Annotated in this window: 11 protein-coding genes; 3 read left to right on the forward strand and 8 right to left on the reverse strand. The window is 70.0% G+C overall.

The window, feature by feature from the left end; genetic code table 11:
* Positions 1-16: 16 nt before the first annotated feature.
* Positions 17-574, reverse strand: a complete 558-nt coding sequence (locus tag HUA76_RS17860; protein ID WP_141649162.1) for a hypothetical protein — start codon at positions 572-574, stop codon at positions 17-19.
* A 69-nt stretch (positions 575-643) separates the two neighbouring features.
* Here HUA76_RS17860 and ftsY point away from each other — a divergent pair, with 69 nt between their 5' ends.
* Positions 644-2,212: a signal recognition particle-docking protein FtsY gene (ftsY, locus tag HUA76_RS17865; RefSeq protein ID WP_174461549.1), complete on the forward strand. Its 1,569-nt coding sequence runs from the start codon at positions 644-646 to the stop codon at positions 2,210-2,212.
* Positions 2,213-2,222: 10 nt separating this feature from the next.
* On the opposite strand, the gene HUA76_RS17870 is transcribed toward ftsY, so the two are convergent.
* Positions 2,223-3,998, reverse strand: coding sequence for a M1 family aminopeptidase (locus HUA76_RS17870; protein WP_141649163.1), 1,776 nt, complete (start codon positions 3,996-3,998; stop codon positions 2,223-2,225).
* A 52-nt stretch (positions 3,999-4,050) separates the two neighbouring features.
* Between HUA76_RS17870 and HUA76_RS17875 the strand changes: the two genes are divergently transcribed.
* On the forward strand, positions 4,051-4,653 hold the full coding sequence (locus HUA76_RS17875; RefSeq protein WP_174453047.1) for a hypothetical protein: 603 nt from the start codon (positions 4,051-4,053) through the stop codon (positions 4,651-4,653).
* A gap of 56 nt (positions 4,654-4,709) precedes the next feature.
* Here the strand turns inward: HUA76_RS17875 and HUA76_RS17880 are convergent, their stop codons facing one another.
* On the reverse strand, positions 4,710-5,792 hold the full coding sequence (locus HUA76_RS17880; protein ID WP_174461550.1) for a PEGA domain-containing protein: 1,083 nt from the start codon (positions 5,790-5,792) through the stop codon (positions 4,710-4,712).
* A gap of 83 nt (positions 5,793-5,875) precedes the next feature.
* Here HUA76_RS17880 and HUA76_RS17885 point away from each other — a divergent pair, with 83 nt between their 5' ends.
* The gene (locus tag HUA76_RS17885; RefSeq protein ID WP_174461551.1) at positions 5,876-6,406 is read left to right on the forward strand and encodes a hypothetical protein; all 531 of its coding nucleotides are present in this window, start codon (positions 5,876-5,878) and stop codon (positions 6,404-6,406) included.
* 50 nt (positions 6,407-6,456) lie between these two features.
* Here HUA76_RS17885 and HUA76_RS17890 read toward each other — a convergent pair whose 3' ends face one another.
* The 5 genes from HUA76_RS17890 to HUA76_RS17910 form a co-directional block, all read right to left on the reverse strand.
* Entirely contained in the window at positions 6,457-7,980 is a 1,524-nt protein-coding gene (locus tag HUA76_RS17890; protein WP_141649246.1) for a cellulose synthase family protein, read from the reverse strand.
* Between the two features lie 326 nt (positions 7,981-8,306).
* Positions 8,307-9,287 (reverse strand): D-alanine--D-alanine ligase, encoded by a 981-nt coding sequence (locus HUA76_RS17895; RefSeq protein ID WP_174461552.1) that lies wholly within the window; start codon positions 9,285-9,287, stop codon positions 8,307-8,309.
* A 214-nt stretch (positions 9,288-9,501) separates the two neighbouring features.
* Positions 9,502-9,795, reverse strand: coding sequence for a hypothetical protein (locus tag HUA76_RS17900; RefSeq protein ID WP_141649248.1), 294 nt, complete (start codon positions 9,793-9,795; stop codon positions 9,502-9,504).
* A gap of 2 nt (positions 9,796-9,797) precedes the next feature.
* Positions 9,798-11,741: a PEGA domain-containing protein gene (locus tag HUA76_RS17905; RefSeq protein ID WP_174453043.1), complete on the reverse strand. Its 1,944-nt coding sequence runs from the start codon at positions 11,739-11,741 to the stop codon at positions 9,798-9,800.
* 68 nt (positions 11,742-11,809) lie between these two features.
* Complete coding sequence (locus tag HUA76_RS17910) at positions 11,810-13,186, reverse strand: S41 family peptidase (protein WP_174461553.1); 1,377 nt, start codon at positions 13,184-13,186, stop codon at positions 11,810-11,812.
* Positions 13,187-13,201: the final 15 nt, after the last annotated feature.

Consider the following 13,201-nt stretch of genomic DNA (forward strand, 5'->3'; position numbering starts at 1 on the left):
CGACGCGACGCGTCTTTCAGTGGGCCACGGGGACCTGGGCGATGAGGATGCGGTCCCTTCCGTCGTTTCGCACCGCGTCCCGGTTCGTCAGCGGCAGGCGGGCATCCGTCTTCGGGTCCCACAGGCCCAGCCAGATGTTGAGGGCCTTCGGGTTGGCGTCGGCGGGGAGGTAGATGGAGAACTCGTCCTTCACCGTCTCGCCCGGCTTCCACTGTGACGTGGGCAACATGCCGTTGGCCGGCATGTGGTCCAGGTTCATCCGCTCCATGCGCCCGCCGGCGTCCTCGACGTGGACGAAGATGAGGTAGTCGGCGTCCAGGGCCTCGAGCACCTTGAAGTAGACGGTGACCTGGGCCCGCTCCCCGGGCGTCAGCCGCCCGGGTTGCACGGTGGCGGCGACCAGCTCCACCTTGCCGCCCAGGTTTGCGCCATTGCGCACGGACAGGGCTGGTACCTGGGTGACGGTGGCGGCTCGCCGCTGCTCGGGGCTCGCACCACCCGGGGCCTCGACGATGCAGGCACTTCCCAGCAGGAGGACCGACGAAAGCATGACGGTGGGGAGCTTGAGGCGCATGGCACGTCGGTTCTACTCGGCCACGGGCGCTGCATCCACCGGCGTGTTGGTGTATGCGGAGCGGCGCACATGAAGACCCCCAATGCCCTCGACGCCCTGACCGCTCAGGTGCCGCCCTCCCCCTCCCCCGCCCCCACTCCGGGCGGGGAGACGACCCAGCCGGGGACGGGAACCCCTCCGTCGGATGGCCTCACCGCGGGCGACGCGGTGGGCATTGGCGGAGCCGCCCTCTTCGCCCTGCTGATGATTCTGGCGGCCAAGAAGCTCTTCTTCCGCAAGCGCGCCCCCGAGCCCGGCAGGAAGCCCGGCGTCCCCGTCCCGGAGCAGAGGCCCGCGCTGCCCGCGGAGCGGCCCGAGCTGCGCGTGGAGCTGCCCCCCTCCGAGAAGGAGGCAGCCCGGCTTCGCGAGGTGGACGAGGCCCACGCCCGCGCCCAGGAGCTGGCCCGTCAGCGAGAGGAGGCCGCCCTCGCCGCCAGGACCACCACCGACTCGGGCGAGCGAGCCCGGCTGGAGGAGCAGGCCCGGGTCCTCAAGGAGCGCGAGGAGGAGGAGAAGCGCGCCGAGTACCGCGCGAAGAAGGCCGCTGATGAAGAGGCCCGGGAGCGGCGCAAGCGCGAGCAGGCCGAGGCCCAGCGGCTCGTGGAGGACGAGCGCGCCCGGGAAGCCGCCGTCGTCGAGGAGGCCCGTCGCGCCGAGGAGGCCGCCGCCCGCGCCAAGGTGGACGCCGAGGCCGGCCGTACGCTGGCCCAGGGCCTGGACAAGACGCGGAGCCAGGGCTTCATGGCCCGCCTCAACGGCCTGTTCGGCCAGCAGCGGCAGGTGGACGAGTCCGTGCTGGTGGAGCTGGAGGAAATCCTCTTCACGGCGGACATCGGCGTGCGCACGGCCAGCGAGCTGGTGGAGGTGGCGCGCGAGAAGCTCAAGCGCAGCGAGCTGAGTGACTCCCATCGCATCAAGGACCTCATCCGCACGGAGGTCGCCCGCATCGTCGACCTGCCCGTGCCGCGCTCGCTGGAAGGCGGCGGTCCGCCGCACGTCGTCATGGTGGTGGGCGTCAACGGCGCGGGGAAGACGACGACCATCGGCAAGCTCGCCGCGAAGCTCACGGGCGAGGGCAAGAAGGTCATCCTGGCCGCGGGCGACACGTTCCGCGCCGCCGCCACCGAGCAGCTCGACGTGTGGGCCGAGCGCGCGAAGGCGCAGCTGGTGAAGGGCACCGAGGGTGGCGACCCGGGCTCCGTCATCTTCGACGCCATCAAGAAGGCCCAGGCCGAGGGCGCCGACGTCGTCATCGCCGACACGGCGGGCCGGCTGCACACCAAGGCGCCGCTGATGGAGGAGCTGAAGAAGGTCAAGCGCGTCATGGACAAGGCCATGCCCGGCACGCCGCACGAGGTGCTGCTCGTGCTGGACTCCACCAACGGGCAGAACGCCATTCAGCAGGCCAAGCAGTTCCACGAGGCCGTGGGCATCACCGCCATCGCGCTGACGAAGCTGGACGGCACCGCCAAGGGCGGCGTCATCATCGGCATCTGCGACGAGCTGAAGCTGCCCGTCGTATGGGTCGGCGTGGGCGAGAAAATCGCGGACCTGCGCCGCTTCGAGCCGCGCGAGTTCGTTCAGGCGCTCTTCGACTGACGCCCTGCCCTTACTGCCCCAGCAGCGAGGGCAGAATCGACTCGAGCAACTCCTTCGTCTGCGGGTCCAGGTTGTCCACATCCAACCCGCTTCCGGCGCCCAGCGTGCCCATCACCGCGTCCAGGTTGGGCAGGCCCAGGTCATCATCGCCACGGGCCTCGTTCCACCAGCGCACGCGCAGCCGCTCCAGGGCCTTCGCGTTCCCAGGGCTCGCCTTGGCCAACTCCTTGGTGAAGCACTCCTTGCACGTCCACTTGAAGCGGTACGTGTCCACGTAGGAACGCAGGCCCTGGAAGAACGCGGTGTCGCCCACCAGCTTGCGTGACGCGTGGTGCAGCAGCGGCGCCTTGCCGTACACCAGCGCCCCGTACTCCGTCTCGTTGTCGAACGCGCTCGTGGGCCGGTCCGCTCGCGCGTCCTCGCCGCCCGCCAGCCGATACATGTGGTACGGCGACACCAGCAGCTCGCGCCGGAGCGCCTCCGCCGCCGCCTTGCCGTGCTTCCACTCGATGTAGAGGAGCGCGGCGTACTGGGCCAGCGACTCGTCCACCACGGGGGCGTGGATGGGGTCCGAACCCACGAGGCCCGCGAAGTACTGGTGCGCCACCTCGTGCGCGACGGTGAACTCCAGCGTGCGCTCCAGCGAGCCACTCAGTTGTGTCAGGGGCGCGGAGCCCGCGGGGCCCAGCATCGCCAGCACTTCCTTCAACTGCTCCACGTCCACCTGACCGGCCACCAGTTCGAACGGGTCCACCACGCCGCGATACAGCATGCTCGACACGGTGATGAGGCCGGGGAACTCCATGCCTCCCGCCCCACCGGACAGCGGCGCCTCCACCACCCGGAAGTGCGTGTACGGCAGCGGCCCCAGGCGCTTCTCGAACTCCGCCAGCGCCGACGAGGCGTACTTCAGCACGCGCTCGCCCACCTCCTTGTCCTTCACCGCGTAGTGGCTCTCCACCGTGACGCCGTTCACCGTGGCCGTGGACACCTCGTAGCCCTTGGACACGAGGATGGGGAAGTCGCGCACCGCGCCCGCGGCGAAGGCGAAGCGCACGCGGCCGTCGCGCTCGGGCACCTCACCCATCGCCACGCCCGTGGCATGCACGGACCAGCCCGACGGCACGGTGATGGAGGCCAGCACATGCGCCGGCGCATACAACGCCAGGTCTCCGATGCCCTGCGGCCCCGCCCAGGGCTGGCCCTTGTCGTCCAGCGGCGGAACCTGGGGCACGACGCCGACCAGGCTCATGAAGTCCGCCGTGACAGAAAAGGCCCCGTGGTCGCCCTTCGGCCCCTGCCCTCCACCCCCGAGGAGCGTCGCCGCGGGCTTCTCCCCCTTCGGGGCGACGGCCCGGACGGCCACGTCCAGCACCGCCGCCGCGCCCGGAGGCACCGGGTCCACCAGTCGATAGCGGTACAGCGTGGGCTCCGGCTGCTCCAGGACGATGGGCTGGCGCCCCAGCCGCGCATCGGACAGCACCACCCGCTTGCCCCCCTGCGCGTTGGGTGTCACCCGCAGGTACAGCTCCGTCAGCGGCTTGTCGCGGGCCATCACCTCCACCTGCACCCGACCCTTCGCCTCGCGCGAAACGGGGTCCACCTCCAACTGCACCCGGTAGCGCGGCAGTTCATCCAGCGGCCCCAGCGCCTTCGCCGCGCGCTCCCGCTCGGCGGGCTTGAGGTGCTGGAGGCTCAGCTGCACCTCCGGGGAGACCTCTTCTCCTCGAGCGGGCTGCCCGAGGAGCATGCACCACGACAGCAGGCCAGGCAGGAGCGTCCGCATGCGCGCATGCTAATTGACCCGGGGCACCACGGCTCGTCTAGCCTTCGTGGGCATGCACTCTCGAACGCTTCTCCTGGCCGCTGCCCTCGGGTGGATGGCGTGTGCGCGGAACGTCCCCGCGGCCGCCCCCACCCCCTCTGTTTCCCTGGCCCCCCGCGCCGTCCGCCTCGTGGCCGACACGCCTCCCCAGGAGACGGAGTCCTTCGACAAGGTGCGCGATGACGTGGAGGTCGACACGGACGAAGGCGAGCGCACGCCTCGCGTCGTCACCTTCGGAGAGAGCGCGGTGCTGCGCAGGGATGGCCAGCGGGCCCGCCTCTACGGCGACGCCAAGGGCACGCTCGGCTTCAGCGTGGACAACTTCCTGCTGCTGGAAGTGCTCGACGGCCAGGGCAAGAAGGTGGTGCGGCGCGCCGTCGTGGGCTTCACCGAGAGCGTCCACATGGGCAACGAGCAGGTCGACAACGTGGGCCGCCGCGCCTTCAGCTTCGAGCCCGGCGAGATTGACGTCACCGAGCTGCTGCCGGAGTCCTCGCCCTTCAAGGTCCGCGTCACCGTCCTGGACTCATGGGGCGTGGGCCGCGTGTCGGACGTCTACCTGGTGCTCACCGCCCCGGAGCAGCGCGCCGTCGAGGATGACTTGCGCGGCGAATGAGGCCCGACAGGCCGCGCCCGCCGAAGCAGCGCGGGCGCGGCCTGGAGCACCGAAGCCTAGAAGCGCAGCCCGCCGACCGCGGGCGTCTTGAAGGGACCCGCACTGGCACCACCTGAGCGTGGGGCTCCGCCCTTCAAGAAGACGCAGCCCTCGGGGCACAGCGTCTTCTCGTCCTGCAGCTTGAGGGTGGGGTCCCGCGTGGCCATCACCGCGCCCACCGTGCCCGCCGCGACCACCGCGCCCACTCCCGCCCAGACGTACCAACGCCCGTACCAGGGCTTGCTGGAGCTCTCCACCTCCACGTCCGGCGAGTCGTTGTCGAACGACAGGGCCGGGTTCGGCTCGTCCGGCATCGACGTCGAGGGGTCCAGCACCGGCGGGGTGCGCGGAGAGTCCCCGGCACGCGCCGTGTTGCTCGCCAGACCCGTGTCCACCGCCGGGCGCATCCGCCCGGTCAGCTCGTAGTTCGTCCCGGCCAGCACGTTGATGTTGTGGACGTGGGACTTGTAGCCCTCGGCGCGGAACTCGATTTCGCGCGAGCCGGGCTTGAGGAGGATGTCGCTCAGCGGCACCGTGCCCACCTCGACGTCGTCCACCAGCACCACGGTGCCGGCCACGTCCGCGAGCGCTCGCGCGAAGCCCATGGTGGCCTCCAGCGCCACCTTGACCTCCGTCTGCGTGCCCTCCTTCACGTCCAGCCGCCGCGTGTATTCCGCGTAGCCCGGCTTGCGGACCACCAGCGTGTGCTCGCCCGGCGTCACCGTCAGTTGCGTGGGAGCCGGCGTGAGCACCCCCACGTCGCGACCATCCAGCGTCAGCCGCGCACCCCGGACGGTGCCGCCGATGAACACCGCCAGCTCCGTCTTCACCGGGGCCAGCGGCGCCAGCAGGCCTTCGTCGGGAGGCGGCAGGTTCTTCTTCTTGCTGCCCTTCGCGGTGGCCGGAGCCTTGGTGCGCGCGGGCTTCTTCGTCACCTTCTCCGCCTTCTTCTTCTTCACCACCTTCGTCTTGCCCGCCTTCGCCTTCGACGACTTCGACGGCGTGAGGGGGGCCAGGAGGTCATCGGCCTGCGCGAGCGCGGAAGACGGGGCCACCAGGGCGGCCACCAGCGAAAAGAGGACGAGGCGTCGAATGCTCATGACGGACCGAAGGTTAGAGAGTCGTCCAAGGGGAATCAAACGAAGTCCCTCCCAACCGTCCATTCAGCCAATATCCGCGCCCCATGCACCGCGCCCTGCCCTCATTGGCCCTCGGCTTCAGTGTCCTCTGTCTCACGGCGTGTCCCGCCAAGGCTCCTCCCACCGTGGAGACACGGCCCCCACCTCCGCCCCCTGTGCGCGTCCCCGCGGGGTGCGAGAGCAGCCAGGCAGGCGAGTACCGCCACGCCGAGAATCCGGCCTTCCGCTACCACGGCGAAGATGATGGCGGGACGCTGTCACTGGCCGTGGTGCGAGCCCGCGCGGACGGCGACGCGGGCACGGAGTCACCCGACTCGAGCACCGCGTCCATCATCCTCGAGCGCACACCCGGAGGTTTCGTGGGCGAGACGCGCGCCACGGGCTTCACCGGCTCGGGAGCACCCTGCCCTGTCGCGTTCCCCACGGAGCTGGTGGCGTGTGACGACGCGGGCCTCACGCTGCGCGCGGTGGCCAGCACGTCCATCGACGAAGGGTGCCGGCCTTCCCGCTCCGGTCCGCCTCCAGTGAGGCTGCAGCAGGTGCTGCTGCGAGACCCGCCGGACGCGGGCCTCTAGGAACACAAGCCACCGCGCCCCGATGCGAAGGGGCGCGGCGTGGGTCACCTTCAGGCGGCGCGGCGGGCCTGCTCCTCGGCGGGATTCACCGCGGGGCTGGCGTCGCTGAGCTTCACGCGGCCGGCGAGCCCCTGCAGCAGGCTGGAGATGCCCACGTAGAGGAAGCCCGCCTGGAACAGGATGATGAAGGGCAGCGACGTGTAGATGCGCGCGTCGATGGCGAACCACAGCGCCCCGGTGAAGTACGCCGCGAACAGCAGCTCCACCACCGGCATCAGCGTCTTGCTGCCGCGGTACGCCTTCTTCACCGCGATGACCTTCTTGCCCTCGGCGCCCGTCTTCGGCGTGCGGGCGAAGCCCGACTGCTGGTTGAGCAGCGCCTCCGCCACGGCCTTGGCGTTGTTGATGGCCAGGCCGATGCCCAGGCTCATCAGGAACGGCAGGTACTTCACCCGCTCCCAGCCCGTCACGCCCCGCTCCCGCTGCGCGGCGACGTAGAAGAAGCACACGCTCGCCGTCGCGGAGATGAAGAAGGGCAGGTCCAGGAACAGCGTGCCGTAGAGGCCGTGCTGGAAGCGCACCACCATGCTGATGGGCATCAGCACCGACAGCAGCACCATCAACAGATAAGCCATGTTGTTGGTGAGGTGGAAGAACGCCTCGCGCTTCACCGCCAGCGGCAGGTCGCTCTTGAGGATGGTGGGGAGCAGCTTCTTCGCCGTCTGGATGGAGCCCTTGGCCCAGCGGTGCTGCTGGCTCTTGAAGGCGTTCATGTCCACCGGGACTTCGGCCGGGGAGATGACCTCCGGGAGGAACACGAACTGCCAGCCCTTGAGCTGAGCGCGGTAGCTCAGGTCCAGGTCCTCGGTCAGCGTGTCGTGCTGCCAGCCACCCGCGTCCGCGATGGTGCCGCGACGCCAGATGCCGGCGGTGCCGTTGAAGTTGAAGAAGCAGCCGGAGCGGTTGCGCGCCGTGTGCTCGATGATGAAGTGGCCGTCCAGGAAGATGCTCTGGGCCTGCGTGAGAATGGAGAACTCACGGTTGAGGTGCCCCCAGCGCACCTGCACCATGCCCACCTTCGCGTCGGAGAAGAACGGCACCGTGCGCAACAGGAAGTCAGGGCTCGGCACGAAGTCCGCGTCGAACACGGCGACGAACTCGCCCCGCGCCGACTTCAGCCCGTGCTCCAGCGCACCCGCCTTGAATCCCTCGCGGTTGACGCGGTGGATGTAGACGATGTCGTGGCCCTTCTGCCGGTGCCGCTCCACGCACGCCCGGGCGATGCCACACGTCTCATCCGTTGAGTCGTCGAGAACCTGGATTTCCAGGAGCTCGCGGGGGTAGTCGATGCGGCACACCGACTCCACCAGACGCTCCACCACATACATCTCGTTGAAGATGGGGAGTTGGATGGTGACGCGTGGAAGCTCCTTCAAAGGGCTCTTGGGCGTCGGCAGCTTGAACTTGTGCCGGTAATACAGGAACGCCATTCGGTACCGGTGCGAGCCGTAAACCGCCAGCACGCACAGGACGCTGAAATAGACGCCCAGGAAGATGATCTCGACGGTGGTCATCAGTGACGCTCAGCCCCTCCCGCGCAGCCCCCGTGGCCCGCGGTCCTTCCTTGCGTGGCGGCATCGGAATCCCGTCTCACGCCGACCGCCGCCTCCTGGGTCCGCTGAGCCCCCGTCCCGTATGTGCCCGAAAAGACAAGGCTTTAACCATCCAGGACTGATCGCGCCGGACAATAGGGAGGCGTCAAGGACGTGTCAAATTATTCCCAGAGTTTGAACGTTCCGTTCAGGTCCGGGGTGACACCTCGCGTTACCGGGGCTTCAAGGAGATCCAAGGGGTTGGCGCCGGGGCTGAGGCGGCGCCAGGGCTCGGACTACCCGGAAGGTCAGCTCACCGCGCGGCGAGGCTCGGAGATGGTGGGAGCGGGGGCGACCACGGGCGCGTCCATGACACCCGCCTCGTCCCGCGTCGCCAGCGCGAGGATGCGCTCGACGAGCTCCGGGAACTCCACGCCCGCATGGGCGGCAATCTTGGACAGCAGGCTGGTGGGGGTGAAGCCGGGCAGCGTGTTGACCTCCAGCACCACGTCGTTGTCGGTGTCGGAGCACAAGAGGTCCACGCGGGCGTACCCCCGGCAGCCCAGGGCGCGGTACGCGGAGAGCGCCAGGGCCTCCACATTGGCCACGCGCGTGGCGGACAGGCGGGGCGGCAGGAAGTAGCGCGCGCCGCCCTTGTACTTGGCCTCGAAGTCGAAGCCCTCGCGAGGAGTGCCCACCTCGCAGCTGCCCAGCACCTTGTCGCCGAGGATGCCCACCGTCACCTCGCGGCCCGGAATGAAGCGCTCCACCAGCGCCTCGCCGCCGAAGCGGCACGCCTGGGCCACCGCCGTGACGAGCGACTCCGGCTCGCGAACGATGGACAGGCCCACCGACGAGCCGCCGCATGCGGGCTTCACGACGCAGGGGAAGCCCAGGTCACCTTGCAGCTCCAGGGCGCGCGCGGCGTCATCGCGACCCACGCGATACCCCTGGGGCGTGGGCAGGTTGTGCAGGCGGAAGAGCTTCTTGGCCATGGGCTTGTTCATCGCCAGCGCCGAGGCCAGCACGCCCGAGCCCGTGTACGGCAGCTCCAGCAACTCCAGGAGGCCCTGCACCCGGCCGTCCTCGCCCATGCGCCCGTGCAGCGCGATGAAGGCCACGTCCAGCTCCGCGGCGCGCAGCGCCCTGTCCAGACCCGGCCCCGCGAACACCCGGGTGACCTGATGGCCGCGGGATTCCAGCGCCGCGACCACGGCCTCTCCCGTCTTGAGCGAAATCTCCCGCTCCTCGCCCCACCCGCCCATCAGCACTCCGACGCGCTTGCCCATGTCGATGAAACCTCCTGGGCACACGACAGAGCACGGCGGATGCCAACCCCTCCCGGGAGGGTGGCCCCCCGGCTTCGCCCCGACAGTCCCCGTGGAGACGGGGGTTTGCGTCGGCAGGGGGGCCGCCAGGCGGGCGTGTCCCCGAGGACACGGCGCGGCAACCGGACCACGCGAAGCGAGGGGCTGTAGGAACTACCGCCCCTCGCGGCGGCGACTACGGCCCGGCGTCCACCGGGCCCGCGTCAACCGGACCCGCGTCCGTCTGCCCTGGCGAGCCCGCATCCGAACCGGAGTCCGTCTGCCCTGGCGAGCCCGCATCCGAGCCGGAGTCCGGAACGGCGCTGCTGTCCCGGACACAGCTGTCGTCCTTGCAGATGAAGCCCTCCAGGCATTGGTTGCGGTCGTCACACGGCTGCCCCTCCTCGTCGAAGTCGACCAGGAGGCTGCACGCGGACAGGCCCAGGGACAGGGCCGCGAAGGGAATGAGGAAACGAAGGGGACGGCGCATGGCTAGTAATTCCGGAGATCGTCTTCGTCGATGGACGGCCGCTTCTTCTTCTCGTCTTCCTCGCGCTTGCGCTTCTCCTCTTCCTCGCGCTTGCGCTTGGCCTCCGACTCCTCCTCCTGCTTGCGGCGGTCCTCCAGTTCGCGGCGCTGGCGCTCCACCTCTTCACGCCGCTTGCGCAGCTCTTCTTCGCGCTGGGCGGCCTCGTCGTCCTTGGAGCGGCGCGTGTCCTGCGAGCGCGTCGTGGGCGGCGGCGGCGGCTCGCTCACCGGGGGCGGCGGGGTCGTCTTCGCGGCGGGAGCCACGGGCGTCGTCTTCGCGGCGGGAGCCACGGGCGTCGTCTTCGCGGGAGGGGCCGCGGGCGTCGTCTTCGCCGGGGGCGGCGGAGGCGGCATGGGCAGCGACTCGCCCACGGGCCTGGTGCCCTTGGGGGGCGGAGGCATGCTCAACGAGTCGCTCTTGGAGTCGGACTTGGGGGGCGGCGTGGCACGCGAACGCTTGGGTGCGGGCGCCGGCGCGGGGGTGGGCTTGGAGTCACCGCCACCGCTGCCGCCACCGGAGAAGGCGAAGTAGCCACCGAGTCCCGCGGCGACCGCGCCCGTGAGCAGCCCGATGTCCGCGACCAGCGCGTACGTCTTGCCCGTGTCCTTGAAGTCCTGTGCCCGGGGGCTCGTCTGCGGCGCGCGTCGGAAGTCATCCTCCTTCGAGGACGCCTCCATGCCGAAGTAGATGCCGCCCGCCAAGAGCGCCACGCCGGTGGCCATCAGCACATAGCCCAGCGTCTTGCGGTTGGAGCCACCGCCGCTCGCGAAGTGCGTCACCGGCTTGTTGCCGGCGAGCCGGGCCGTGTCCGCGCCCACCAGCGAGGACAAGAGCGCGTCGGAGCCCGTCGCCATGGTCTCGCCCGCGGGAACCGGTCCCAGCGCGTAGGCCAGGTTGTGTCCGTCCGCGACGTCGAGCCGCAGGCCCGTCACCTGGAGCGGGGCGGTGCCCGTGCCACCGCGAACCAGCAGGGCCAGCACCTGGGACACGCCCGCGAGCGTGCCCAACTCGCGCAGGGCCAGGTCACGCTCCGGCCCCTCCGGCTTGCGCACGATGCGCTCGGTCAGCGTCTGGAGCGCACGCATGGACGCGGCGGGAGCCAGCGTGAGCGTCGTCTCGCCCTCGCGTGCCCGGCGCTGCTCCACCTCGAAGCCCGGCGCCATCACCGTCACGTAGTGGTCCGCGGGCGTCAGCCCCTTGAGGTCCACCGGCGACACGCCACGGAACTGGCCGTCCACGTACACCTGCGCGGGCACGGGCTCGGTGCGCACCGACAGCGTCGCGGTGGAGCCGGCCAGCGCCGCCTTGCGCTCCTTGTCCACGAAGGCCATGTCGTCCGGCGGGAAGAAGTTGGGCGAGAACTGGGCGCGGGGGTCCACCGCCAGCACCGCGCGAATCTCCAACTGCGCCGCCGTGCCCTCGCCGTTGGCCACCTGCGAGGCCGCCTTCATCACCCGGGCGCGGCTCAGGTCGCCGAAGTTGCGCGACAAGTCACTCGCCTCGAACGCGCGCGCGGCCGCCTCGAACTGCTGGAGCGCCTTCTGCGTGTCCAGCTCGTCATACGCCGTCTGGCCGTCCTTCATGGCCGACGCACCCTCGGCGGCCTTCGCCTCGCGCGCCGCCTTGCCCTGCGCGTCCAGCGCGTCCGACAACCGCACCAGGTCCAGCCGTCCGGAGCGCGCCACCGACTGCTCCGCCCAGTACGCCAGCCGCGCCGCCTCCGTTCGTGATGTCGCATCCAGCGAGATGGCCACCACCGTCACGGAGGACGGTGAGGCGGTGGGTACTGCTCGGGGAGTCAGTCGGAGGGGGAGGCTCGACTGCGCGGCGGCGGGGCCGACGGCCAGCATGCCCACCAACCACCCGCTGAGGGCCGCGTGCATCGCGCGATTGCTCGAAGGTCGCATCACTCGTTCACCTTTGTCCGCCCGCCATCAAATGGAGGTCTCGCCGAAATGCAAGGGGGAAGGTGTCTTCAACGACCCTCGGCGCGAGCCGGAGGGCGCCCCGAAGCGGCGCTGAGGCCGTTGAGATACTCGAGGGCGACCTTGAGCGGATAGTCCTTGAGGGCCGCGGTGGCGTCCCACGGCGCGAGGTTCTCGGGCAGGCCGCGAGGCGCGGAAGAGGACGACTCGGAGGTAGAGGTGGACTCGGCGCGGAAGTGACGCTGGAGGTCCTTCTCGCGTGGCGTCTCACGGCCCGGCTTGCCACCCGGCTCGTCTGGCACGACGTAGTCGGGGGTGATGCCCCGCTCCTGGATGCTGCGGCCCTTGGGTGTGTAGTAGCGGGCGATGGTCAGCTTCAAACCGGAGCCGTCCTCCAGCTCGATGACTGTCTGCACACTGCCCTTGCCGAACGTCTGCGTGCCCAGGACGGTGGCGCGGCCGTGGTCCTGGAGCGCGCCGGCCACGATTTCGGACGCGGACGCGCTGCCCGCGTTGACCAGCACGACGAGGGGGTAGTTCTTCTCCGTGTCGCGGTCCTTGCTGCGCTCCTCGGTGGAGTTGCGACCGTCACGTCCCCGGGTGGAGACGATGGGCAGGTTGCCCGGCAGGAAGCGGTCACTCACCGCCACCGCCTGGTCCAGCAGGCCGCCCGGGTTGTTGCGCAGGTCGAGCACCACGCCGCGCAGCTCCTTGCCACCGTTGAGGCCGCGCAGCCTGTCGAGTTCCTTGCGCAGGTACAGGTCCGTGCGCTCCTGGAAGTTCTTCACCTTGACGTGGCCGAAGCCGCCGTAGAGCTCGCTCTCCACGGAGACGATGCGGATATGGTCCCGGATGATGGCGATTTCGCGAGGCGCGCTGAAGCCGTGCCGCAGGATGCTCAAGAGCACGCGTCCCCCCGCGGGCCCTCGCATCTTCTGCATGGCCCGCCCCACGTCCATGCCCCGCGTGCTCTCGCCGTCGATGCCCACCAGCTCGTCGCCCGCCTTGATTCCCGCGCGCGCCGCCGGCGTGTCGTCGATGGGAGCCACGACGACGATGCGGTCGTTCTTGCGCGCGATTTCGATGCCCAGCCCACCCCACTCGCCCGAGGTGTCGATCTTCATCTCGCGGAAGACCTCCGGCGGCATGAAGACGGTGTGCGGGTCCAACGTGTCGAGCATGCCCTGGATGGCGCCGTAGATGAGCCGCTCCTGGTCCGGCCCCTCCACGTAGTTGTTCTCCACGTACGACAGCACGCGAGCGAAGGTCTCCAGCTGTCGGTAGGTGGCGTCGTCCTTCTCCGCCCGTACCGCGCTGGAGGCGGAGGACCGCGCGGCCGCGTCCTTCTTCTCTTCCGCGGCCGAGGGCCCTGACAGGAGGAGGAGCGCGGCCAGCGCCGCGCGCCATGGCTGGTGGAGACCCGTCACGTCGGTACGTCCTTT

The organism is Myxococcus sp. CA056 (assembly GCF_013336715.1).
Lineage (GTDB): Bacteria > Myxococcota > Myxococcia > Myxococcales > Myxococcaceae > Myxococcus > Myxococcus llanfairpwllgwyngyllgogerychwyrndrobwllllantysiliogogogochensis.